This window comes from Metapseudomonas resinovorans (assembly GCF_002003485.1).
GTDB classification, from domain to species: domain Bacteria; phylum Pseudomonadota; class Gammaproteobacteria; order Pseudomonadales; family Pseudomonadaceae; genus Metapseudomonas; species Metapseudomonas resinovorans_D.
On the sequence record NZ_BDMA01000057.1, the window covers coordinates 211,665 to 233,945 of the forward strand.

Annotated in this window: 21 protein-coding genes; 12 read left to right on the forward strand and 9 right to left on the reverse strand. The window is 65.0% G+C overall.

The annotated features are described in order from the left end of the window. Positions 1 to 69: 69 nt before the first annotated feature. Entirely contained in the window at positions 70 to 507 is a 438-nt protein-coding gene (locus MnOB_RS15840; protein WP_077525173.1) for a VOC family protein, read from the forward strand. On the opposite strand, the gene MnOB_RS15845 is transcribed toward MnOB_RS15840, so the two are convergent. Next, on the reverse strand, positions 501 to 1,301 hold the full coding sequence (locus MnOB_RS15845; protein ID WP_077525174.1) for a substrate-binding periplasmic protein: 801 nt from the start codon (positions 1,299 to 1,301) through the stop codon (positions 501 to 503). The genes MnOB_RS15840 and MnOB_RS15845 overlap by 7 nt on opposite strands. Positions 1,302 to 1,314: 13 nt before the next feature. Continuing rightward, the gene (locus MnOB_RS15850; protein WP_077525175.1) at positions 1,315 to 1,563 is read right to left on the reverse strand and encodes a CDGSH iron-sulfur domain-containing protein; all 249 of its coding nucleotides are present in this window, start codon (positions 1,561 to 1,563) and stop codon (positions 1,315 to 1,317) included. Positions 1,564 to 1,652: 89 nt separating this feature from the next. On the opposite strand from MnOB_RS15850, the gene MnOB_RS15855 reads away from it, so the two are divergent. After that, positions 1,653 to 2,738 (forward strand): endonuclease/exonuclease/phosphatase family protein, encoded by a 1,086-nt coding sequence (locus MnOB_RS15855; protein WP_371579711.1) that lies wholly within the window; start codon positions 1,653 to 1,655, stop codon positions 2,736 to 2,738. Here MnOB_RS15855 and MnOB_RS15860 read toward each other — a convergent pair. Beyond that, positions 2,704 to 3,621 carry a LysR substrate-binding domain-containing protein gene (locus MnOB_RS15860; protein WP_077525253.1) on the reverse strand — a complete coding sequence of 306 codons (918 nt, stop codon included), beginning with the start codon at positions 3,619 to 3,621 and terminating at the stop codon, positions 2,704 to 2,706. The two genes, MnOB_RS15855 and MnOB_RS15860, sit on opposite strands and share 35 nt — an antisense overlap. A gap of 134 nt (positions 3,622 to 3,755) precedes the next feature. Here MnOB_RS15860 and MnOB_RS15865 point away from each other — a divergent pair, with 134 nt between their 5' ends. Genes MnOB_RS15865 through MnOB_RS15880 form a run of 4 tightly spaced genes read left to right on the forward strand, consistent with a single transcriptional unit; the run spans position 3,756 to position 8,004 of the window. Then, a complete protein-coding gene (locus MnOB_RS15865) occupies positions 3,756 to 4,805 on the forward strand; it encodes an agmatine deiminase family protein (RefSeq protein WP_077525177.1) in 1,050 nt (349 codons plus the stop codon). 4 nt (positions 4,806 to 4,809) lie between these two features. Continuing rightward, positions 4,810 to 5,718, forward strand: a complete 909-nt coding sequence (aguB, locus tag MnOB_RS15870) for an N-carbamoylputrescine amidase (RefSeq protein ID WP_077525178.1) — start codon at positions 4,810 to 4,812, stop codon at positions 5,716 to 5,718. 2 nt (positions 5,719 to 5,720) lie between these two features. Further along, on the forward strand, positions 5,721 to 6,824 hold the full coding sequence (locus MnOB_RS15875; RefSeq protein WP_077525179.1) for an extracellular solute-binding protein: 1,104 nt from the start codon (positions 5,721 to 5,723) through the stop codon (positions 6,822 to 6,824). 55 nt (positions 6,825 to 6,879) lie between these two features. Further along, a complete protein-coding gene (locus tag MnOB_RS15880; RefSeq protein ID WP_077525180.1) occupies positions 6,880 to 8,004 on the forward strand; it encodes an agmatine deiminase family protein in 1,125 nt (374 codons plus the stop codon). A gap of 51 nt (positions 8,005 to 8,055) precedes the next feature. Here the strand turns inward: MnOB_RS15880 and hrpB are convergent, their stop codons facing one another. After that, complete coding sequence (hrpB, locus tag MnOB_RS15885) at positions 8,056 to 10,581, reverse strand: ATP-dependent helicase HrpB (protein WP_077525181.1); 2,526 nt, start codon at positions 10,579 to 10,581, stop codon at positions 8,056 to 8,058. A gap of 126 nt (positions 10,582 to 10,707) precedes the next feature. On the opposite strand from hrpB, the gene MnOB_RS15890 reads away from it, so the two are divergent. The 5 genes from MnOB_RS15890 (at position 10,708) to MnOB_RS15910 (ending at position 13,814) form a co-directional block, all read left to right on the forward strand. Continuing rightward, entirely contained in the window at positions 10,708 to 11,127 is a 420-nt protein-coding gene (locus MnOB_RS15890; protein ID WP_077525182.1) for a polyribonucleotide nucleotidyltransferase, read from the forward strand. 128 nt (positions 11,128 to 11,255) lie between these two features. Then, a complete protein-coding gene (locus tag MnOB_RS15895; protein ID WP_077525183.1) occupies positions 11,256 to 12,143 on the forward strand; it encodes a cation diffusion facilitator family transporter in 888 nt (295 codons plus the stop codon). Positions 12,144 to 12,202: 59 nt separating this feature from the next. After that, positions 12,203 to 12,622, forward strand: a complete 420-nt coding sequence (locus MnOB_RS15900) for an MAPEG family protein (RefSeq protein WP_077525184.1) — start codon at positions 12,203 to 12,205, stop codon at positions 12,620 to 12,622. Between the two features lie 333 nt (positions 12,623 to 12,955). Then, positions 12,956 to 13,435: an Lrp/AsnC family transcriptional regulator gene (locus tag MnOB_RS15905; RefSeq protein ID WP_016490763.1), complete on the forward strand. Its 480-nt coding sequence runs from the start codon at positions 12,956 to 12,958 to the stop codon at positions 13,433 to 13,435. 175 nt (positions 13,436 to 13,610) lie between these two features. Further along, complete coding sequence (locus tag MnOB_RS15910) at positions 13,611 to 13,814, forward strand: DUF2788 domain-containing protein (protein ID WP_077525185.1); 204 nt, start codon at positions 13,611 to 13,613, stop codon at positions 13,812 to 13,814. Between the two features lie 131 nt (positions 13,815 to 13,945). Here MnOB_RS15910 and MnOB_RS15915 read toward each other — a convergent pair whose 3' ends face one another. Further along, entirely contained in the window at positions 13,946 to 14,572 is a 627-nt protein-coding gene (locus tag MnOB_RS15915) for a pseudouridine synthase (protein ID WP_077525186.1), read from the reverse strand. Positions 14,573 to 14,653: 81 nt separating this feature from the next. Between MnOB_RS15915 and MnOB_RS15920 the strand changes: the two genes are divergently transcribed. Further along, the gene (locus tag MnOB_RS15920) at positions 14,654 to 15,697 is read left to right on the forward strand and encodes an MBL fold metallo-hydrolase (RefSeq protein WP_234358276.1); all 1,044 of its coding nucleotides are present in this window, start codon (positions 14,654 to 14,656) and stop codon (positions 15,695 to 15,697) included. Between the two features lie 128 nt (positions 15,698 to 15,825). On the opposite strand, the gene amn is transcribed toward MnOB_RS15920, so the two are convergent. The 4 genes from amn to MnOB_RS15940 form a co-directional block, all read right to left on the reverse strand. Next, positions 15,826 to 17,307 carry an AMP nucleosidase gene (gene amn / locus MnOB_RS15925; RefSeq protein WP_077525188.1) on the reverse strand — a complete coding sequence of 494 codons (1,482 nt, stop codon included), beginning with the start codon at positions 17,305 to 17,307 and terminating at the stop codon, positions 15,826 to 15,828. 117 nt (positions 17,308 to 17,424) lie between these two features. Further along, on the reverse strand, positions 17,425 to 19,074 hold the full coding sequence (locus MnOB_RS15930) for an acyl-CoA dehydrogenase family protein (protein ID WP_077525189.1): 1,650 nt from the start codon (positions 19,072 to 19,074) through the stop codon (positions 17,425 to 17,427). Then, positions 19,071 to 19,724: a TetR/AcrR family transcriptional regulator gene (locus tag MnOB_RS15935; RefSeq protein ID WP_077525190.1), complete on the reverse strand. Its 654-nt coding sequence runs from the start codon at positions 19,722 to 19,724 to the stop codon at positions 19,071 to 19,073. The genes MnOB_RS15930 and MnOB_RS15935 overlap by 4 nt, the downstream gene beginning before the upstream one ends. A 104-nt stretch (positions 19,725 to 19,828) precedes the next feature. Then, the gene (locus MnOB_RS15940) at positions 19,829 to 22,225 is read right to left on the reverse strand and encodes a hybrid sensor histidine kinase/response regulator (RefSeq protein ID WP_077525191.1); all 2,397 of its coding nucleotides are present in this window, start codon (positions 22,223 to 22,225) and stop codon (positions 19,829 to 19,831) included. Positions 22,226 to 22,281 lie beyond the last annotated feature (56 nt).

Genomic DNA, 22,281 nt, shown 5'->3' on the forward strand with positions numbered 1-22,281 from the left:
ATTCGCGTCGCACCGAGTAGTTTTTCAACAGGCTGCTAGGCTTTTCAGTCCACTCAAGGAGGATTTCCCGTGGCTGAGAACCCCAGCATCCTGTCCCACATCTCGGTGGGCACCAACGACTTCGCCCGCGCCGTCGCGTTCTACGACAAGGTCCTGCCCACCCTGGGCTGCAAGCGCATCATGGAACACCCCGGCGCCGTGGCGTACGGCCGCGAATACCCGGAGTTCTGGGTGCAATCTCCCATCGACGGACAACCGGCCAGCGTCGGTAACGGCACCCACATCGGCTTCTTCGCCCCCAGCAAGGAAGCGGTACGGGCCTTCTTCGAAGCGGCACTGGACGCCGGCGCCCGGGGTGACGGCGAGCCCGGACCGCGTCCCGAGTATGGCGAGCCCTACTACGGCTGCTTTGTCCGCGACCTGGACGGACACAAGATCGAAGCGGCGTTCTGGGACATGGAACTGGATTCGGGCTACGAACTGTACGTCGAGCCCCACGCTCACTGAGCGCCAGGACGGTAGCGCCGCGCGGCGTCCAGCACCCAGCCCTCATCGATCATCTGCCCAAGCGCCTGGGCGATGGCCGCGCGTTGGGCCTGCAGCGGACGCTGGCGCGAGAAGCCGAGGAAGAGCTCGGTGCGGGCCGGCGGCCGGTAGGCGAGCTTGACGATACGCCCGGCCAGCGCCGGATCGCCCAGCAACTCGTAATCCACCTGGCAATCGGTACCGATCACCAGCTGCAACCGCTTGTGGCGCAGCATGTCGAGCAATTGCCCTTCGTTGCCGACCCCGACCTTGCGCAGCGCCTGGTCGGAGTCGAAGGGTTCGAAATAGGCCGACCCCCTTACGAAACCGATGTCGTACTGCCCCAGCTGTGGATAACCGGAAACACGCTGGGCCAGCTCGGGGAGGCTGTAGAAGCGCGGCGCGCAGGTGAAGTAGGGCCGTTCCAGATAGTCGATGTAGCGCTCGCGCTCGGCGGTACGGGCGAGCCCGGTCATCAGGTCCGCCGAGCCCTTCTCCAGCGCAGCCAGCCCCCGCGACCAGGGCGCGCGCTGCACCTCGAAGCGCAGCCCGGTGCGACGCTCGAGTTCGGCCAGCAGGTCCATGTCCAGGCCGCGCAACTGCCCCGCTTCGCTGGCGATGCGAAAGGGTGGCCAGACGTCGGTCATCACGCGCAGCGGAAGCTGGTTGTCGGCAACGGCCAGGCCAGGCAACAACAGGCTTGCCAGCCAGAGACGGCGATGCCCCGCTTTGCAAATCAAGGCCAGGAATGACCAGAGGACTAGGCCCAGCGGCATGCCGGCTCCCGGATCAGTCTTGTATTTCGTTATGGGTGCCATCACAGCAAGGTGGCGAGTGGCTATGTTTGCAGCCACAGAAATACAGGGTTTCGCTGACATCTGCATGGAATTTGAGTGGCGCCAGTCCCGTGCCTTTGTGAGAGCCGTCACAGAATGGCTGTTGCTGGCTCCGGCCACAGCGACACCAGAAGTAGTCCTTGCCTGCCACCACCTCGACTTCATAGGGGCCCTTCTGCGCGATCCACACTTCGCTGTTCATGGCGTTCCTCCCGGGCGCGCGTCGGCTTGGGCCGCAGCGGCGGCTCGGTTATGCTCGCCCTCCTCCAGCATAGATGCCAGCCCCAGACGATGCCCCGAGTCCTGCGTTTCGCCCTGCTCAGCCTGTCGATACTCGCCATCGGCGTGATCGCCCTGATCTATGCGCTGACCTGGCATCCCGCAGCCCGCGAGCCGGCCATCCTGGCCTGCCAGGCCGAAGCCCCGCAATTGCAACCCGGCCAGGCGCTCAAGGTGATGACCTGGAACCTGCAATACCTGGCCGGCAAGCGCTACGTCTTCTACTACGACCTGCCCGAAGGCAATGGCCCGGACGAGCGCCCAACCGCGGAAGACCTGGCCTACAGCCTCGACGAGGTCGTCCGGGTGATTCGCGAAGAGCAGCCGGATATCGTCAATCTCCAGGAGCTGCACGAAGGTGCTCGCGCCACCGACTACCAAGACCAACTGGCCCTGCTCCAGGAACGTCTGGCCGATCTCTACCCGTGCGCCAGCCAGGCCTTCTACTGGAAGGCCGCGTTCGTGCCGCATCCGCATATCCTCGGCAGCGTCGGCATGAAGCTGGCTACTCTCAGCCGCTTCCGCATCGAAAGTGCCGAACGCCTGCAACTGCCGCTGGAAGAGAACGACCCGATCAGTCGCCAGTTCGACAAGAAACGCGCGCTGCTGGTGAGCTACCTGCCGATTCGCGGCGGTGGACGTCTGGCCGCAATCAACACCCACCTGGATGCGCTGGCCGCCGACCAGGAAACCCTCAAGCGCCAGGTGGCCATGACTCGCGGCCTGCTCGACCAGTTGCAGAGCGAAGGCTTGCCCTGGGTGCTGGCCGGCGACTTCAACCAGCTGCCTCCCGGACAGTACGAGCAATTATCCGAAGCCCAGCGCAGCCGTTACGTCCGTGACAGCGAGCTGAAAGCGCTGTGGAGCCGCTACCCGATGATCCCCAGCATCGGTGAAGCCAGTGGCGCGCAGCAGACGCAGTGGTTCACGCACTTCCCCAACGATCCACGGGTGAAAGGCCCGGATCGCACACTGGACTACGTATTCCACAGCCCCAGCCTGACCCGCATCGAAGCCCGCGTGCGCCAGCAGGACACCCTGCGCATCTCCGACCATCTGCCGCTCACGGCGAGGTTCTTCCTGCCATCGGGGCATTGAGGTGCGTAGGAGAACCGTGCTTCGTATCTGCTTCGAGCGCACCTAGAAGCCACTCACAGAAACTACGGGTAAGCGGGTCGCCTTCGCTGTCGCGGTGCACCAGCCAGCTCCAGTTCGGCCCACGTACTGTCTGCTCCGCCAGTGGCACCAGCAACGCCTGATCGCGCGCGCGTCCGGCCAGCAGCTGGCTGACCAGGGCAATCCCCAGCCCCTGGCTGGCGGCATCCAGCAGCAGGCCGGGATCGGAGAAGTTCAGGCCCTGGCTGTGCTGGCCGACATCGGCGCCGCCCTGCACTTCCCAGTGGCTCCAGTCCATTTCGCGCTCACCATGCAAGGTGGTGCGCGCCGCCTCTTCCACTTCCAGCAACCTGGGATGGCAGGCGGGATAGAGACGATCTTCCAACAGCACGCGATAACTGCATTCGGCCTGGGCGGTGAGATCGTCACGCACAGCGATGTCGATGGTCTGGGTGGCCATGTCCGGCGTTTCATCGGTGGTCAGCAGCCAGAGGTCGACCTGTGGATGCAGCTTGTGGAAGTCCGCCAAATTCGGCACCAGCCAATGGCGGGCAAAGGCCGGAGTGGTGTTGACCACCAATTGGTTGGGCTTGCGGTACTGGTCCAGGCGACGGATGCCCACGGCCAATTGCTGCAGCAGCGACTGGGTGGTGCTGAGCAGGTCGAAACCGGCATCGGTCAGCGCCACACTGCGGCCGCTGCGGAAGAACAGTGGCTGTTCGAGAAAGCTTTCCAGGCTGCGGATCTGCTGGCTGATGGCGGACTGGGTGAGGTGCAGCTCTTCGGCGGCCTTATGAAAGCTGCCCAGGCGGGCGGCCGCCTCAAAGCCACGCAGGGCATTCAGGGGTGGCCAGTGCTTCAGCATCATCGATAAGCCCTACTAATCAGTAATCTGCAAAATCTATCGTTTGTTCGACTGTTTTTACAGGCCTAGCATGCAAGCCATCACCGCATCCGCGGTTCATCAGTGATAACAAAATCTTAACTGAAGGCTCTTGTATGCAATTCTCCGATTCGCAGAACGGCTGGGTCATGCCCGCCGAATGGGTTCCGCACGCCGCCACCTGGATGGCCTTTCCCCACAACCAGGCACTGTGGGAGAACGGCTGGGGCGTGACCCTGGCTGATGTTCAGGTCGACTTCGCCCGAGTGGCCAACGCGATCGCCCGCTTCGAACCGGTGAAGATGGTGGTGGACCCTTCCGCTGTGGCGCGGGCGAAAGAGCTGTGCGGGCCGAACGTCGAGCTGATCGAGCTGGCGATCAACGACAGCTGGTGCCGCGACTCCGGCCCGAGCTTCGTCTGCCATCCGCGCCTGGGCACGGCCGGCGTCAACTGGCGCTTCAACGCCTGGGGCGGCAAGTCAGCCTTCGACCTGGACGAAAGCCTGGCCCGGCGCATCCTCGGCCACCTGGGCCTGGAATGCTTCGATACCGTCCTGACCAACGAGGGCGGCGCCATTCATGTCGACGGCCAGGGCACCCTGATCACCACTGAGTCCGTGCTGCTCAACGGCAACCGCAACCCGGGCATGAGCAAGGTGGAGATGGAGGAAATCTTCGCTCGCCTGCTGGGCGTGAAGAAGACCATCTGGCTGCCGGGCGATCCCGAGTACATCACCGGCGACATGACCGACGGACACGTCGATGGCGTGTGCGCCTTCGCCCGTCCGGGTGCGCTGTTGATCGATGCAACCCGCGACCAGTCCTCGGACTACGCCCGGGTGGCCCGCGAGAACCGCCGTGCCCTGGAGCTCTCCACCGATGCCCAGGGGCGCCGCTTCGAAATGCTCGAGCTCTATGAAGCCAGCGAGGCGGTGGACCAGGACGCCGAGGTGTTCTGCGCTTCCTACACCAACTTCTACATCGCCAATGGTGCGATCATCATGCCGGCCTATGGCATTGCCGCCGACGAAGAAGCAGCCGCGACCCTGCGCCTGGCCTTCCCCGGCCGCGAAGTGGTGCCGGTGCAGATCAACCAGCTGGCCCACGGCGGCGGCGGCGTGCATTGCATCACCCAGCAACAGCCGGCCTGGCCGCTGAAGGGGTGATGCGATGACCATGCTCACCGTCGCAACCACCCAGTTCGCTTGCAGCTGGGACCTGGAAAGCAACCTCGACCAAGCCGAAAAACTGGTGCGGGAGGCCGCCGCCAAAGGCGCGCAGCTGATCCTCCTGCAGGAGCTGTTCGCCACCCCGTACTTCTGCATCGAACAGGACCACAAGCACCTCGCACTGGCACAGGAATATGGCCGCAGCCCCGTGCTCAAGCGCTTTGCCGACCTCGCTCGGGAACTGGGCGTGGTGCTGCCGCTGAGCTGGTTCGAGCGCTCCGGCAACGCCTATTTCAATTCCCTGGCGGTGGCCGATGCCGACGGCCATCTGCTCGGTGTGTACCGCAAGACCCACATCCCCAATGCCATCGGCTACCAGGAGAAGGAGTACTTCAGCCCCGGCGATACCGGTTTCCGCATCTGGGATACCGCCTTCGGCCGCATCGGCGTGGGTATCTGCTGGGACCAGTGGTTCCCTGAAACCGCCCGCTGCCTGGCATTGATGGGCGCCGAAGTGCTGCTCTATCCCACCGCCATCGGTTCGGAGCCCGGCGCTGCCGGGCTGGATTCCCGCGACCATTGGCAAGTGGCCCAGCGCGGCCATGCCGCCGCCAACATCCTTCCGGTGATCGCCGCCAACCGCGTCGGCGAGGAAGTGGCGACCACTGATCCGGAACTGCGGATGCGGTTCTACGGCTCGTCCTTCATTACAGATCACAAGGGCAAGTTGCTGGCCGAGGCCGACCGCGACAGCACCGCTGTGCTGGTGCAGCGCCTGGACCTCGCGGCCATGCGCGAAGAGCGCCTGAACTGGGGCATCTACCGTGATCGCCGCCCGGAAATGTACGGCCCGCTGCTGGGGCTGGATGGCCGCCAGATCCACCAACACTGGCAGCGCCAGGGAGCCTGAAGATGAAACTCTCCAAGAAGCTGTTGATCGTCTCGTTGACCGTCGGCCTGGGCAGCGCACATCTTGCTGCCCAGGCCGAGGACAAGGTCCTGCGCCTGTACAACTGGGCGGACTACTTCGCTCCGGAAACCCTCAGCGCCTTCACCCGGGAGACCGGCATCCAGGTCATCTACGACGTCATGGACAGCAGCGAGACGCTGGAAGCCAAGATGATGTCCGGCAACAGCGGCTACGACCTGATCTTCCCCGGCGACACCGTGGCCGAGCGACTGATGCGCGCCGGCGCCCTGCAAAAGCTGGACAAGGCCAAGCTCGAACACCTGAATGACATCGAGCCCGGTCTGCGCACGCTGCAGACACGCTACCCGTACTCGCGCCATGCGACCGTGCCCTACACCTGGGGCACCATCGGCATCACCTACAACCAGGAAATGATCGACAAGCGCCTGGCCGGCGCTCCGGTCAACAGCCTCGACCTGATCTTCAAGCCCGAGCTCGCGGCGAAGTTCGCCGACTGCGGCATCTCGATGATCGACTCGCCCGATGAGGTGCTGGCCGTGGTGCTCAACTACCTCGGCCACGATCCTCGCAGCGCGAAGCCCACCGAGCTGGCCGAGGCGGTCGCACTGCTCAAGGGCATCAAGCCTTACATCCGCAAGTTCCAGTCGCAGCCGGTCACGCAGCTGGTCAACGGCGACATCTGTCTGTCGCTCGGCTACAGCGGCGACATGACCCAGGCCCAGCGCACCGCGGATGAAGCCGGTAAAGCGACGCACTTCCAGTACCGCATCCCGCAGGAAGGCACCACGGTTTGGATGGACACCATGGCCATCCCGGCCGATGCCCGCCACCCGGAATACGCCTATGCGCTAATCAACTTCATCATGCGTCCCGAGAACATGGCGGCGATCAGCAATGCCACCGGCTACCCGACCTCCAGCGCCAAGGCCAGGCCGATGGTGGCTGACGACATGCGCAACAACCCGGACATCTATGTCGACGAAGCCACCTACGCCCGACTGATCCCCGGCAAGGACATCCCGCAGCGCGACATGCGGGCACGGATGCGCGCATGGACCACGTTCAAGACGTCCATTCACGACTGATCCGGCACGCATCACCCGAGTACTCCGGCCCGCCCCACTCAACAGAGGAATATCCATGTCTACACGTCGCGACTTCATCAAGCAGCTGATGGCTGCCAGCGGAATCGGCGCAGTCGCCTCCCTTGGCCTCGGACTCGGGGCGGTCCGCGTACCCGCAGCGCTGGCCGCCAGCTGGTACATGCCCGACGAACACGGTCCACAGGAACGGGTGATCCTGGCGTTTGCCGCCTCCTCCCGCGTCTGGGAGGGCTGGGAGTCCGCGGTCAACAACACCATCGCCCAACTGGCCAAGACCATCGCCAAGTACCAGCCGGTGACGGTGCTGTGCCGGGCCAGTCAGTTGTCGCAGGCCAAGAGCAAATGCGGCACCACCAACATCGAGTTCCTGACCATCGCGCTGGATGATGTCTGGGTGCGCGACTACGGCGGCTGCTTCGTGGTCGATGGAGCCGGTGGCCTGGGCCTGGTGGACTTCAACTTCAACGGCTGGGGCAGCAAGCAGACCGCGTCCAACGATACCCGCGTCGCGGACACCCTCAGCTACGAGATGGAAGCCAGCTACATTCGCAGTGCGCTGGTTGGCGAAGGCGGCGGCATCGAAGTGGACGGCCATGGCACGGCCATCATGACCGAGAGCTGCTGGGTCAATAGCAACCGCAACCCGGGGATGACTCGCGGGCAGGTCGAAGCCGAACTGAAGGCCAACCTTGGCCTGCGCAAGATCATCTGGCTGCCGGGTATCAAGGACAAGGACATCACCGACGCCCACGTCGACTTCTATGCGCGCTTCGTCAAACCGGGTGTGGTGATCGCCAACCTCGACAACGATCCGAAGTCCTACGACTACGCGGTGACCCGCAAGCACCTGGAAATCCTCAACGCGGCCACCGACGCCGACGGCCGCAAGCTGGTGGTCCACACCCTGCCGCCGCCCCTGAAGGTGCGCAGCAACCAGTACACCAGCAACAACCCGGACTTCGCGCCGGGGTACATCAACTTCCTGCCGATCAACGGCGCGGTGATCGCCCCGCAGTTCGGCGACGCGGCGGCGGACAAGTACTGCAAGGACCTGCTGACCAAGCTCTATCCGGGCCGCGTGGTGGAGCAGATCAACATCGACCCGATCGCCGCTGGCGGTGGCGGCATCCATTGCGTCACCAAGAACCTTCCGCTGGTTTGAGGCCCGGATGCTGAAGGGCGGCGTCCTGCCGCTCTTCCCCTGGGCATAGCGCTACGACTTCCTCGGCTTGGCCCGCGCGGTCGGCTCCGCCACCAGCGGGTCATCGGGCCAGTAGTGTTTCGGGTACCTGCCCTTAAGGTCCTTCTTCACGTCCGCATAGGTATTGCGCCAGAAGCTGCCCAGGTCCTGGGTCACCTGTACCGGGCGCTGTGCAGGCGAGAGCAGATGCAGCTTCACCGCCAGGCGGCCGCCGGCGATGCGCGGGGTGTCGGCCAGGCCGAACAGCTCCTGCAAGCGCACCGCCAGCACGGGCGGGAATTCGTGGTAGTCCAGGCGGATGTTCGACTGCGAAGGCACTTGCAGGGTACGCGGCGCCAACTCATCCAGACGCTGCGGCAGCGGCCACGGCAGCAGCCCCTGGAGGATGCCGGAGAGTTCCAGGTTGGCGAAGTGCGACAGTCGCGAAACCTTGCCCAGATAAGGCAGCAGCCAGTTTTCCAGCGACGCCAGCAGCGCCGCATCGCTGACATCCGGCCACTCGCTCTCACCCTTCCCTTCCAGGTCGAGCCGGCGCAGCAGGTTCACCCGTGCCTGCCACTGGCGCAGCTCAGGCGTCCACGGCAGGAGCTCCAGACCCTTGCGCCGCACCAGTCCGAGCAGGGCCCGCGAACGCGCCGCGTCGTCCAGTTCGCTGAGCGCTTCGCGGGCCAGCACCAGCTCGCCGATCCTGACCTGGCGTTCGGCACGCAGCACACCTTCGCGCTCGTCCCAATCCAGCAGGTCCTGGCGGCTTACCTGCTCACTCAGGGCGCTGTCGAACAGCGCCGGATCGAGGTCGGCCGCCAGGTAAATACGTTCCTCGCGCTGGCCCTGGCGACTGCCGAGGTCGGCGATCACCAGCCAAGGCTCCTTCATCAACGCATCCGGCTCGCCGAAGGTGGCAGCACGTCCATTGGCGAGGCGATAGTCGGCACCGCCGGCGCGGCGTTGCTGGGCGACCCGATCCGGGTAGGCGAAGGCCAGCAGGCAGCCGAGCCAGCGCGGGTGCTCCGGGTCGGCCACCGGCTCGCTGGCCGGGCCACGCAGGTAGGAGCGGAATTGCCGCGCCAGCTGACGGGCGCGTTGTACGCCGCCACGGGCACCACGTGCCGCGCGATCATCGCCCGCCAGCAGCGCGAGCCGACTATGCAGGTCGGCGCCGCCGCCGCGCAGGATGTCGCGCTCGCCCAGCAGGGCCGCGAGGTCGCAGGCCAGGGAGCCGAGCCCCAACGCCTGGCCACGCAATAGCAAATGGGCGATGCGCGGATGCGCAGGCAGCTCGGCCATGGCCTGACCGTGTCGGGTCAGGCCGCCATCTTCGCCAAGGGCACCCAGGCGTTGCAGCAGATCGCGCCCCTGGGCGTAGGCAGCGGCGGGAGGCGGGTCGAGCCAGACCAGTTCGTTGGGATCGGCAATGCCCCAGCGCGCCAATTGCAGGGCCAGACCAGCGAGATCGGCCTGGAGGATTTCCGCGCTACCGTGGGCGGCGAGTTGCTCATGTTGGGCCTCGGACCAGAGCCGGTAGCAGGCGCCCGCTTGCAGGCGGCCGGCCCGGCCGGCGCGCTGGGTCGCCGAGGCACGGGAAATGCGCTGGGTATCGAGTCGGGTCATGCCGCTGGCCGGGTCGAAGCGCGGCACCCTCTCCAACCCGGCATCCACCACCACGCGCACGCCGTCGATGGTCAGGCTGGTCTCGGCGATGTTGGTGGCCAGTACGACCTTGCGCTTGCCCGCCGGAGCCGGCTCGATGGCCGCGCGCTGGGCGGCCAGGTCCAGCTCGCCATGGAGTGGGCAAAGCAGGATGTCGACGCGGCCGTCGAGCCGCTCGCCCAACTGGTCGGCCACGCGGCGTATCTCTGCCTGCCCGGGGAGGAACACCAGCAGGCTGCCGGGTTCGTCGGCCAGCGCCTGGAGTACGGTCTGCACAATCCTGGGTTCGAGCGCCTCGCCCGGCTGGCTGGCGCGTCCCCAGCGCTGCTCCACCGGGAACATACGGCCTTCGCTGCGCACCACCGGCGCCGCTTCCAGCAGGCGCGACAGACGTTCGCCCTCCAGCGTGGCGGACATCAGCAGCACCTTCAGCGGTGGCTCGTCGCGCAGCAAGGCGCGGCCGTTCAGGCAGAGGGCCAGGGCGAGGTCGGCATCCAGGCTTCGCTCCGAGAACTCGTCGAAGATCACCAGACCCACGCCCTCGAGCGCCGGGTCCTCCTGCAGGCGGCGAGCGAGGATGCCCTCGGTCACCACTTCAATACGCGTGCGCGGGCCGACCTTCGATTCCAGGCGGATGCGGTAGCCGACCGTCTCCCCCACCGACTCGCCCAGTTCGCTGGCCAGGCGCTCGGCAGCGGCACGCGCGGCCAGGCGACGCGGTTCCAGCATCAGGATGCGCTGTCCGGCGAGCCAGGATTCGTCCAGCAGCGCCAGGGGTACGCGGGTGGTCTTGCCGGCGCCGGGCGGCGCCTCCAGCACGGCTTCGTGGCGAGATTGCAGGGCGGCCCGCAAGTCGGGCAGGACGGCATCGATGGGTAGGGGATTCATGGGTACTCCAGGCAGGCGCAAAGTATACCGGCGAACCGCCAGTTCCTTGCCGGGGTCTTAAATGAACCAGGCAGTTTTGCAACGAACGCCTTGCTATAGTTGCGACCTTTCGACCAGGAGATGCATATGCGCATTGCTTCCCGTTGGATCGGCGGCGCCGTCGCCGCTGCTCTGCTCACCCAGCTCACCGCCTGCGGCACGCTCTTCTATCCGGATCGTCGCGGCCAGATCGAAGGCAAGATCGACCCCGTGGTCGCGGCGCTGGATGCTATCGGCATTCTTTTCTATGTGATTCCCGGTCTGATCGCCTTCGCCGTGGACTTCGCCACCGGCGCGATCTACCTGCCCGATGGCCAGACTGCACAGGTCGCCCCCGAAACCCTCCGCGAAGCCATCGGCGCCGACGGCAAGGTCGACCCGGTCCGCCTGAAGTCGATCATCGCCCGTGAAACCGGCCACGACCTGCCGCTGGACAATCCGCAGCTGCTCCAGCGCAGCGGCAACCTCCAGCAACTGGCGGCGTACGGCCTGCACCCGGCGGCCTGAATGGGGCGCCCCGTGCAGGCTGTTCTTCGGCAGCCTGCACGGCACCTTGAATCATCGGGGCCCGCAATCTCCGCATCGAGCCTGGAGACGCCGGCCAGGGACTTCATCCATTTCAAGCCGGAGCCGGCATGACCTCATCCCGCCAGCACGCGCAATTGCTGCGCCTGGCCACCCTCGCCTCGCTCACTGTTGCCATCACCCTGGTCATCGCCAAGGCTATTGCCTGGGCCATGAGTGGCTCGGTCAGCCTGCTGGCCGGCCTCACCGACTCGCTGATGGACAGCGCGGCGTCATTGCTCAACCTGCTGGCGGTGCGTTACGCACTGAAGCCGGCCGACGACGACCACCGTTACGGACATGGCAAAGCCGAGGCCCTGGCAGGCCTGGCCCAGGCGCTGTTCATCGGAGTCAGCGCCGTGCTGGTGGCCGCGCAGGCCTACGAGCGACTGAAAGACCCGGAACCGCTCGGCGCGCAAGCGCTCGGCATCGGCGTGATGATCTTGTCGCTGGCGCTCACCGCTGGCTTGCTGATGCTGCAACGGCGGGTGATTCGCGCCACCGGCTCCACGGCGATCCGCGCCGATGCGCTGCACTATCGCTCCGACCTGCTGCTCAATGGCGGCATCCTCCTCGCCCTCGTGCTGGCGAGCTTCGGCTGGCAGCAGGCCGACGGGTTGTTCGGCATAGGCATTGCCGGATACATCCTCTGGAGCGCGATAGGCATCGCCCGGGAATCGATCTCGGTCCTGATGGACGAGGAGCTGACGCCCGCCATCAGCGCCGACATGCACCGGCTCGCCTGTGGGGTTCCCGGCGTGCTTGGCGCGCATGACCTGCGCACGCGCATTTCCGGCAATCACTGGTACGTGCAACTGCATCTGGAATTACCGGGTGAACTGACGCTATCCCGCGCCCACGCACTGTGCGAGGAGGCGGCCCAGGCCATCACCGCCCAGTACCCACGCGCCGAAGTGCTGGTGCACGCCGACCCCAGCGAAGTGGTGAAACACGACTAGAGCAATTGCTCTAAAACTTCTAGACTCGCTCGCTTCATAACAAGAACGAGGAGTCCGCAATGCCCCTGTCGCTTTCTGCCGTCACCCTGCTCGGCCTGGTCGCCTGGAGTCTGCTGCTGGTTTTCCTGATGGTGAACCAGCGCGGCCTGCTGGTGCTGGCCGGGCGGATGAAGGTCAACGCCTTCGCCGCTGATGGCAGCAATACCCCAAGCGCCTTTGGCCAACGCCTGGTGCGCGCCCACGCCAACACTGCGGAAAACCTGCCAATGCAGGCCGCGCTGCTGCTCTATGCCATCGCCACCGAGCAGAGCGCCATCACCGATCCGCTCGCTGGTCTGATGCTGGGCGCTCGCCTGTTCCAGACCGTCGCACACCTCATCAGCACCAGCGCGCTGTTTGTCTGGCTGAGATTCGCCGGCTTCTTCGTGCAACTGGCGATCATGGCCTGGTGGCTGCTGAAGCTGGCCGGGGTTGCCTGACGCCCCGAGCAGCCAATAAAAAAGGGGGCCCCATACAGCGGGCCCCCTTCGGGAAATTCGTCCGGTGCTGGCGATTTTGTCGCCGCTTTCATCGCCTGCCTGATTGGGCAGTGCGGACCCGGGGGCCTGCTCGAACCGGTTGGATCGGCGGCGCCGACGCACCTGATTGGGTGGGTCGGGTGGACTTGCTGTCCGGGCCTTGAAACTGAGAGAAATATTACGGCGACGAAGGCGACGAATGATTGCGAAGATTGCTCACACGAACATCGCTTGCGCAATTAATCACTAAAGTAGCAATATTTGTAGCAATCAAAACAAAGCGATGCCCATTCAATGGAAAAGCTCGATCGCTACGACCTCAAGATCCTCGCCGAATTGCAGCGCGACGCGCGCATCTCCAATCAAGAGCTGGCCGAACGGATCGGACTTTCACCTTCGCCGTGCTCGCGGCGGGTCAAGCAACTGGAGGACGACGGTTATATCGTCCGCCAGGTCGCCTTGCTGGACCGCAAGAAACTTGGCCTCAGCCTCACTGCCTACGTGCTTATTGGCATGGACCGGCACACACCGGAACGTTTCGAGCACTTCCAGGAAGTGATCCGCCAGTGCCCCGAGGTGCTGGAGTGCAGCCTGGTGACCGGCATGGAGGCGGATTACCAACTGAAAGTGGTGGTACCGGACATGGACCACTACCAACAGTTCCTGTTGGGCCAGCTGACCCGGATCGAAGGGGTAACCAGCGTGCGGTCGAGCTTCGTGCTCAATCAGGTGCTGAGCAGCACCGAGCTGCCCCTGGGCCATCTACGCGGCTGAACGGGCCTCGCGCGGCGGGCGGCTTGGCGTATAATCGCCGCGCTTTGCTGCACCCCTCGCGTGGCCCCGCCTCACAAGAGCCTTCCGGCTCACGGAATCACAAGCGCACCGCCCCGCTTTCCGCCCGGCCCTCGGCCCGGCGGGTGCAGCCTGTATTCAGTCCAAGAGGTGCGAGATGAGTCCGGAGAAGTTCGAAGAGTTGATGATGACGGCGATGATCGCCGTGCTGGTGGCCTTCATGGCCTTCATCGTCTGGGACCTGGCCAAGAAGTCCAAGGCCGGTCGCTTCGGCACCATGATCCTGTTCCTGGCCCTCGGTCTGGGCGTGCTCGGCTTCGTCATCAAGACGCTGGTGATCGGCAGTATCGAAGGCCTCTGAGTACAGCACTACCGCGTTCGCGAGCTAGAGCGAGACAAGGCGCTCACATTCGAGAAAGCGGAGTTTACGACTGTAAATGAGCATTTCGAGAGTGTGAGCAACGCTGTATCGCCGACGCGCAGCAACGCGGTTCAGAGCTTGGCCGGCACTTCGCGATATTCTCCCAACCCCAGCCCTTCGAGGCTCCACGGCCCGATGCGCACCCGCACCAGACGCAGCGTCGGCAAGCCAACCGCAGCGGTCATGCGCCGCACCTGACGGTTACGCCCCTCGCGAATCACCAGTTCCAGCCAGGCCGTGGGCACGCTCTTGCGAAAACGCACCGGCGGATTGCGCTCCCAGAGCGCGGGCTCTTCGATCTGACGGGCTTCGGCGGGCAGGGTCGGGCCGTCATTCAGCTCGACGCCTTCCCGCAGCTGCTTCAGTTGCTCGTCACTGGGCTCCCCTTCCACCTGCACCCAATAGGTCTTGGCCAGCTTGTGCTTGGGATCGGCAATGCGCGCCTGTAGCTGGCCATCGTTGGTCAGCAGCAGGAGGCCTTCGCTGTCACGGTCGAGGCGGCCGGCCGGGTAGATGCCGGGGATGGGGATGTAATCCTTGAGGGTCGCGCGGCCATCGCCGTCGCTGAACTGGGTCAGCACGTCGAAGGGCTTGTTGAACAGCACCAGGCGCGGCTCGACCGGCGGCGCCTTGGCCACACGACGAGGCGCGGCGGGGCGGCGGGAAACGGGGCGGGAGGGGCGAGTTGGGCGCGACATGCCTGGAAACGGGTTGGCGGTCTGGAAATGGGAGAGGCATGCTAGGTTGACTGCCTTCCCGCCGCAAGAGAGAACGCCATGCTGCGTCCGCTGCGCCCCACCTGGCTGATCAACCTGATGACCCTCGCCGGTTATCACCGCTCGCCCTATCGTGGACCGGCATCGAACAACTTCGACGGCCGTCGCTTCCGCAACCTCGAGCCCAAGCCGCACAAGGACCTGCGTTCCTTCCTGCGCTGGCAGTTCAGCCGCGAGAAGCAGGCAGATTGGCTCGACCAGCCGGGCCCTGCCGTGCCGCCCGATGTTCCCGCACGCGTGGAAGGCGACGAACTCCGCGTCACCTACATCAACCACGCGACGCTGCTGATCCAGCATCGTGGGCTGAATATCCTGACCGACCCCGTGTGGTCGCAGCGGGTCAGCCCGTTCAGCTTCCTGGGCCCGAAGCGCCATCACCCGCCGGGCCTGCAACTGGACCAGTTGCCCCCCATCGACCTGATCCTGGTCAGCCATAACCACTACGATCACCTCGATCTGGAAAGCCTGCGCGGGCTGGTGGAGCGTTTCCCGAGGGCCACAGTCGTCAGCGGCCTGGGCAATGGCATGCTGATTCGCGAGGCTGGCTTCAAGCAGGTTGTCGAACTGGACTGGTGGCAGGAGCTGCCTTTGGCCGGTGGACTGAAGCTCCATTCGGTGCCGGTTCAGCACTGGTCGGCGCGGACCCGCAGCGACACCAATGAAACGCTGTGGATGGGCTTTGTCATCGAGTCGCCCGACGGGCCGTTCCTGTTCCCCGGGGATACCGGCCTGGGACCGGAGTTCCGCCTCATTCGCGAGCGCTTCGGGCCGATGCGCTTCGCTGCGTTGCCCATCGGAGCCTACGCGCCACGCTGGTTCATGCGCGACAACCACATGAACCCGGACGATGCCGTGCAGGCCCACCAGCAACTGGAATCCGGCAATAGCCTGGCCATCCACTTCGGCACCTTCAACCTCACTGACGAAGGCCAGTTCGCACCGCCCCGCGACCTCGGCAAAGCGCTGACTGACTGGCAGGTGCCGGCGGACAACTTCCGCGTGCCGACACCGGGCTATCAGTGGCTGATTCCGCCCATGGCGCGGTAGCAATCCTGTAGGGGCGAATTCATTCGCCAAGCAGGCCAGAGGTCTGCCTTGTGATGCTTTTCGGGACCGCGCTGCGGTCCATGGCGAATGAATTCGCCCCTACAATGACGCCTCCAGGGCCGCCGCGATCAGCGGAACGGCGGTTCGTCGAAGCTGCGCAGTTTGCGCGAGTGCAGCGAGTTGAGCTGGTTACGCAACAGCTCGAGGGCGGCGATGCCGATGCGCAGGTGCTGGCTGACGGCACGCTGGTAGAAGGCACTGGCCGAGCCTGGCAGCTTGATCTCGCTGTGCAGGGGCTTGTCGGATACGCACAGCAAGGTCCCGTAAGGCACCCGCAGGCGGTAGCCCTGGGCCGCCACCGTGCCGCTCTCCATGTCCACCGCCACGGCCCGCGACAGATTGATCAGCGGCCGTTCCTGGGCCCACCGTAGCTCCCAGTTGCGATCGTCGTAGGTGAGCACGGTGCCGGTACGCAAGCGCCGCTTGAGGTCTTCACCGCGCTCGCCGGTGACTTGCGCCGCGGCCTCCTGCAGCGCCTGCTGCACTTCGGCCAGCGCCGGTAACGGAATGTGAGGCGGCAGTACCCGGTCGAGAATGCCGTCGCGACGCATGTAGGCGTGGGCCAGCACGTAGTCGCCAATGGTCTGCGACTGCCGCAGGCCGCCACAGTGGCCGATCATCAGCCAGCAGTGCGGACGCAGCACGGCCAGGTGGTCGGTGATGTTTTTCGCGTTGGACGGGCCGACGCCGATGTTCACCAGGGTTACGCCGTGGCCGTCGGCGGCGAGGAGGTGGTAGGCCGGCATCTGGTAGCGGTGCCAGATCACGCCGTCGACGATGGCCTGCATCTCGCCCTCGTCCATGCCGCGCTCCACGATCACGTTGCCCGGCAGGACCATGCGCACGAAGCGCGGGTCCTCTCGCAGTTGGTCGATGCCATGGCGAATGAACTGGTCGACGTAACGGTGATAGTTGGTCAGCAGGATCCACGGCTGGACGTAGCGCCAGTCGCTGCCGGTGTAATGCACCAGGCGGCGCAGGGAGAAGTCCACCCGCGCGGCGTCGAAAAGAGCCAGGGGTAGCGGGTCTGTGTTCTCCCAATCGTAGAGGCCGTCGGCTACGCCATCGGTGGCGGCGGAAAGGTCCGTACTGGGGAAGACCCGCGCCAGCTCGGCGGCGGTCACACCGGACCCGGCCAACTCCTCGCCATGTTCCACCACGTAGGGGTACGGAATGTTCTGCTGGCTGGTGCCCACTTCGACCTGCACGGTGAAGTCGTGCATCAGCGGCCGCAGCTGCTCCAGGAGATAAGTGCGGAAGGCGTCCGGGTGGGTGACGGTGACACTGTAGTTACCCGGCACCTGAATCTTGGCGAAGGCCCGGGTCGTGGAAGGAACCTCGCCCTGGCAACGGTATGTGATGCGCAGCAGCGGGTAGCGGAATGAAGCGCGCTGGGCGGCGCTCGGCTCGATACGTTCCTTGATGTAGTGTTTCAACGCCTGACTGAGGGCACCAGTGGCCTGCCTGTGCAGCTCGGCGAGGCGATCAACGGCTTCCTCGGCGGTTTCGGCAATCACAAAATCATTCGGTTCGAGGCTCACGGTCGGCATCCTGTCTGTTCGCTCTGGACCTATCTTGCCTGCTTGGACAGGTAAAGGCATAGAACGATTCGGCAGGATGCCGCGCCCCTGGCGCCACCCGTCGCAAGGGCGGGCGGCCGGGTTGGATCAGGCCAGGTGTGGCGTCGACCGGGCTACCAGGGCCTCGACATCGGCCCCGCGTGGCAGGGTTCCATAGACACGCCCGTGATCGCCCAGGCGGCTAGCGATGAAGGCATCGGCAACCGTGGCGTTGCCGGCCTCCAGCAGCAGCTTGGCCTGCAATGCCACGGCGACGTCTTCGGTGAGCTGGCGGGCGCGATACTGGATGTCGGCGGTGTCGGCGAAGCCCTTCTTCAAATTGCCGATGAAGGACGCCAGGCGAGCATCGCCATGGCCGTCACCCAGTTCGGCGAAGAGTGCATCGAGTACACCGGGCTCCTTCGACAGTGCACGCAGTACATCCAGGCACTGCACGTTGCCGGAGCCTTCCCAGGTGGAGTTCACCGGGGCTTCGCGGTACAGGCGCGGCAGGATGGTGTCCTCCACGTAGCCGGCACCGCCCAGGCACTCTGCAGCCTCGTTGATCATCGCGGGCGCCCGCTTGCAGATCCAGTACTTGCCCACGGCGGTCACCAGGCGAGCGAACTTGTCTTCCTGCTCGTCGTGGGCACTGTCCAGGGCACGTCCCATGCGCATCGTCAGGGCGAGCGCAGCTTCACTTTCCAGAGCGAGATCGGCCAGCACGTTCTGCATCAGCGGTTGCTCGGCCAGCACGCGGCCGCCGACCTTGCGGTAGGCGCAATGGTGCGCGGCCTGGGTCAATGCCTGACGCATCAGGGCGCTGGAACCGATCATGCAGTCGAAGCGGGTCAGGGACACCATCTCGATGATGGTCGGTACGCCACGGCCCTCTTCCCCTACCATCCAGGCCAGGGCGCCGCGGTACTCCACCTCGCTGGAGGCGTTGGACCAGTTGCCCAGCTTGTTCTTCAGCCGCTGGATATAGAACTCGTTGCGGCTGCCGTCCGGTCGATGGCGAGGCAGCAGGAAGCAGGACAGGCCCTTGTCGGTGTAGGCCAGGGTCAGGAAGGCATCGCACATCGGCGCCGAGCAGAACCATTTGTGGCCCACCAGCTCGTAGGCCTGGCCTGGCCCCGGGATGCCGACGGGATGGGCGCGGGTCGTGTTGGCACGCACGTCGGTACCGCCCTGCTTCTCGGTCATGGCCATGCCGATGGTGACACCGGACTTCTGCTCCATGGGCAGATTGCGCGGGTCGTATTCAGTCGAAAGGATTTTCGGCAGCCACTTCTCGGCGATCTCCGGCTGCAACTTCAGAGCAGGCACGCTGGCGAAGGTCATGGTCAGCGGGCAGCCGGTGCCGGCTTCGGCCTGGCTGTGCAGGTAGCTCAGGCCGGCCCGGGCAACCTGGGCACCGGCGCGCGGATCGGTCCAGGGCATCGAAGGGATGCCGTGCTCGATAGAGGCGCGCATCAACTCGTGGTAAGCCGGGTGGAATTCCACCAGGTCAATGCGGTGTCCGTAGCGATCATGGCTCTTGAACACCGGTTTGTTCTCGTTGGCGAGGAAGCCAGCGCTCATCAGCGGACCACCAGCCAGGGCCCCGTAGGCATCGAGGCGCTCTTCGGCCCAGCCGCCCTGATAACGGCGGACCCACTCCTGCAACGGCAGGTCAACGCGATAGAGGTTGGCGCCATCCAGCGGAGGTACCTGGTTGAAGACTTCGTGGGTTTCGGCGAATTCGTGCAGGCTCATCGCAGGTTCTCCTTAACAGGTTGGCTGGCACCCAGGGCGCGCAGGCAGAAGGTAACGAGGTTGGTGCAGACGCTCTCGAGGTCGTCCGAATCATGGTCGGCGTCGCGCATTGCTCGGCCCGGGGGCGACAGCGGGCCGACCAGGGATTCGGCGATGGCGCCGACCAGGCAGGCTGCGGTCAGGGGAATCGAGGGCACCTGGAACTCACCGCGCGCCCGGCCTTCCTCCAGCAGTTGGCAGAAGAGATCGGCATATGCCTCGCGATAGAGCAGGCGCTGCTCGTCCACTTCAGGGTCCACGGGTTCAGCGATCAGGGAAAAAGCCAGTCGCCGGCTATGCCAGGCTCGTGCAGCGAACTGACGCAGCCCCCGCGCCAACCGGTCTGCGGCCGAACCCTCGCCGCGCAGCACCACCGCAAGACTGTCCACTTCCACCTGGCTGGCCTGGGCAAAGACCTCCGCAGCCAGTTCGCCCTTGTTGGAGAAGTGCCGGTAGAGGCTGCCGGTGGCAATGCCCACGTCCTCAGCCAGCGCCTGCATGGTCAACGCGGCAAACCCGCCCTCCACGACCCGCGCATGGGCGCAGGCCAGGATGCGGTCGCGTAGCGCCTGGTCACGGTCGATTCGGGAGGTGGTGGTGCGATAGGCCATGATCTGAATCCTGATTCACTTCTTTCAGTGAATCAGGATTCAGACCTTGCAGGAAGTGGGAGATACGCCCCGATTGGTGACATATATGCCGCGCTATTGCCGAATCAGCCCAGCGACTTGACGGTTTCTACCGGCTTGCACAGCAGCCAGTCATGGAGCAGCGAGCGCAATTCATCGAACTTGACCGGCTTGGCCATGTAGTCGCTCATCCCGGCGGCCAGGCAGCGCTCGCGGTCGCCACTGTGGCTATGGGCAGTGATTGCCAACACCGGCAGGTCGGTGCAGCCGGGCATTGCACGCAGGGCCCGGCAGGTAGCGAAACCGTCCATCACCGGCATCTGGCAGTCCAGGAGCACGGCATGGACGGATTCGCGACGAATCTGTTCCAGCGCTTCGGCGCCGTTGTCCGCGGTGAGCACGCGATAGCCGAGCTTGAGCAACATGCCGCGGGTCACCAACTGGTTGATGGCGTTGTCTTCCACCACCAGCACGGTGCACTGCTCCGGCCGGCGCAGGGGCTGGCCGCCGGGACGGCGCGCGGGCAGGACCTGGCTCTGGACCGGCAACGACAGCTTGAGCTCCAGGGTGAAGGTGCTGCCCCGCCCGGGCTGGGACTGGTGGGAAAGCTTGCCGCCGAGGAGCGTCACCAGTTGATCGCTGAGGGCGAGACCGATGCCGAGGCCGCCGTACTCGCGGGTCATGGAGCCATCGAGCTGGTAGAAGCGTCGGTAGATCAGGCCATCCGGCGGGGTGGAGAAACCGATGCCGGTGTCCACGACGTCGATGTGCAGTGCCAGTTCACCGTCAGCCGGTTCATGACCGCTGACTCGCAAGCCAACGCTGCCACGGCTGGTGAACTTGATGGCGTTGTCCAGTAGATAGCCCAGGGCCTGGGCCAGCTTGCCGGCGTCCCCTTCGAGGGTATCCGGGAGACGGTGATCGAGATCCAGCTCGAAGACCAGCCCCTTTTCCACCGCGCGCAGGCCGTACTGCACCCGCAGGCTGTCCATCAGCCCGCGCAGGCTGAATGGCTCGCGTCGCGGGTAGAGCTTGCCGGCCTGCAGTTCGGTCATGGCGAGGATGTCGTTGACCAGGCGCATCATGTCCCGCGCCGAGCCGGAGGCGGTGCGCTGGTACTGCTCCAGCTCCTCGTGCAACGGCAGCGTCTGCATCAGCTCCAGGGAACCGATGACACCATTCATCGGCGTGCGCAGCTCGTGGGTGACCGTGGCGAGGAATTCGTCCTTCAGGCGGTTGCTGTTGGCCAGTTCCTGGTTGAGTGCCTCCAGCTTGCGTCCGGCGTCCTGGAGGATGCGCGTGCGCTCTTCCTTCATGGCATTGATACGGTCGGCCAGGGCGAGGGACAGCAGCCCCACTTCCAGCGCCGAACCAATCTGGCTGGCGTACATGGTGAGGAAGACGTTGGGGAGATAGCCCAGCACCATCAGGGTGTTGATGGCGCCTCCAATAAGGAAGGCGCTCCAGGCGATGATGAAATAACGCGCCACGCGCATGCCGCGCAGCCAGGCCAGCATGCCGGCGGCGAAGATCACCACGGTAAAGATCAGCGCCAGCGAAGTGGCCAGCCGCAGGGCCAGGCCGTAGCTGGCCGTCAGCGCCAGGACCATTGCCAGCCCGCCGAACGCCATCAGTCCAAGCAGTGCACGGTCGACCCAGGGACTGTGGTCGGCTGTGTGCAGGAAGCTGCGCGCGAACTGGCAGCCGAACAGCGCCGCCGAACCGATCAGAAAGGGCGTCGCCGCATTGGCCCACCAGGGATTGTCCGGCCAGAAGTACTGGATACCCGCGCCGTTGACGGAAATCTGGTAGAGGCCGAACGAACCGATATAGAGGATGTAATAGAGGTAGCTGGTGTCGCGAACGCTGAGGTAGATGAACAGGTTGTAGAAGAGCATCACCAACAGCACGCCGTAGATGATGCCCAGTACATAGATGCGTTCCGGCTGTTCCTCGACGAAGGCCTGGGGTGACCAGAGCGTCAGCGGCGCCTGGATGGAACCTTCGCTCTGCAGGCGCAGGTAGATGCGCTTGGGCTGGTTGGATTGCAGGGGAATACTGAAGACGTAGTTGTTCTGCCTGATCTGCCGGCTGTCGAATGGCAGCGCGTCGCCGGTGCTTTGGGCGAGACGGTAACCTCCGTGGTCGTCCGGGAGGAACAGATCGAGACGGTCCAGTGGCGGGTAGGCCAGCTCCAGCAGCCAGTTCTGTTGGTCGCTCCGGCCATGCGACTGGTAATCCAGGTCGATGCGCAACCAGAAGACCGAGTGCGAATAGCCGGCATTGAGCACGGGTTTTTCATGGCGGCGGAAATTGCTGTCCAGGGCGGGGGACGTGATGTCGTCGATCTCGGCATCGCCACGAACGTCTTCGAACACGTCCATGTGCTGGCCCAGCGGGAGACTGCGCAACTGCTCGTCGAATTGCACGGCATTGGCCAGGCCGGCGAGCAGGTAAAGGCAGAGGAAAAAGAGGATACGCATGCAGCCCCGCAGTGGCCTACTGACCGCGTCCGGGAGCCCCGCCTCCTTGTCCGACG

What these genes read in the sequence shown, in the direction of transcription:
- MnOB_RS15845 (WP_077525174.1), bottom strand. Translation starts at nt 1,301, where the DNA reads ATGCCGCTGGGCCTAGTCCTCTGGTCATTCCTGGCCTTGATTTGCAAA.
- MnOB_RS15850 (WP_077525175.1), bottom strand. Translation starts at nt 1,563, where the DNA reads ATGAACAGCGAAGTGTGGATCGCGCAGAAGGGCCCCTATGAAGTCGAG.
- MnOB_RS15855 (WP_371579711.1), top strand. Translation starts at nt 1,653, where the DNA reads ATGCCCCGAGTCCTGCGTTTCGCCCTGCTCAGCCTGTCGATACTCGCC.
- MnOB_RS15860 (WP_077525253.1), bottom strand. Translation starts at nt 3,621, where the DNA reads ATGCTGAAGCACTGGCCACCCCTGAATGCCCTGCGTGGCTTTGAGGCG.
- MnOB_RS15865 (WP_077525177.1), top strand. Translation starts at nt 3,756, where the DNA reads ATGCAATTCTCCGATTCGCAGAACGGCTGGGTCATGCCCGCCGAATGG.
- aguB (WP_077525178.1), top strand. Translation starts at nt 4,810, where the DNA reads ATGACCATGCTCACCGTCGCAACCACCCAGTTCGCTTGCAGCTGGGAC.
- MnOB_RS15875 (WP_077525179.1), top strand. Translation starts at nt 5,721, where the DNA reads ATGAAACTCTCCAAGAAGCTGTTGATCGTCTCGTTGACCGTCGGCCTG.
- MnOB_RS15880 (WP_077525180.1), top strand. Translation starts at nt 6,880, where the DNA reads ATGTCTACACGTCGCGACTTCATCAAGCAGCTGATGGCTGCCAGCGGA.
- hrpB (WP_077525181.1), bottom strand. Translation starts at nt 10,581, where the DNA reads ATGAATCCCCTACCCATCGATGCCGTCCTGCCCGACTTGCGGGCCGCC.
- MnOB_RS15890 (WP_077525182.1), top strand. Translation starts at nt 10,708, where the DNA reads ATGCGCATTGCTTCCCGTTGGATCGGCGGCGCCGTCGCCGCTGCTCTG.
- MnOB_RS15895 (WP_077525183.1), top strand. Translation starts at nt 11,256, where the DNA reads ATGACCTCATCCCGCCAGCACGCGCAATTGCTGCGCCTGGCCACCCTC.
- MnOB_RS15900 (WP_077525184.1), top strand. Translation starts at nt 12,203, where the DNA reads ATGCCCCTGTCGCTTTCTGCCGTCACCCTGCTCGGCCTGGTCGCCTGG.
- MnOB_RS15905 (WP_016490763.1), top strand. Translation starts at nt 12,956, where the DNA reads ATGGAAAAGCTCGATCGCTACGACCTCAAGATCCTCGCCGAATTGCAG.
- MnOB_RS15910 (WP_077525185.1), top strand. Translation starts at nt 13,611, where the DNA reads ATGAGTCCGGAGAAGTTCGAAGAGTTGATGATGACGGCGATGATCGCC.
- MnOB_RS15915 (WP_077525186.1), bottom strand. Translation starts at nt 14,572, where the DNA reads ATGTCGCGCCCAACTCGCCCCTCCCGCCCCGTTTCCCGCCGCCCCGCC.
- amn (WP_077525188.1), bottom strand. Translation starts at nt 17,307, where the DNA reads ATGCCGACCGTGAGCCTCGAACCGAATGATTTTGTGATTGCCGAAACC.
- MnOB_RS15930 (WP_077525189.1), bottom strand. Translation starts at nt 19,074, where the DNA reads ATGAGCCTGCACGAATTCGCCGAAACCCACGAAGTCTTCAACCAGGTA.
- MnOB_RS15935 (WP_077525190.1), bottom strand. Translation starts at nt 19,724, where the DNA reads ATGGCCTATCGCACCACCACCTCCCGAATCGACCGTGACCAGGCGCTA.
- MnOB_RS15940 (WP_077525191.1), bottom strand. Translation starts at nt 22,225, where the DNA reads ATGCGTATCCTCTTTTTCCTCTGCCTTTACCTGCTCGCCGGCCTGGCC.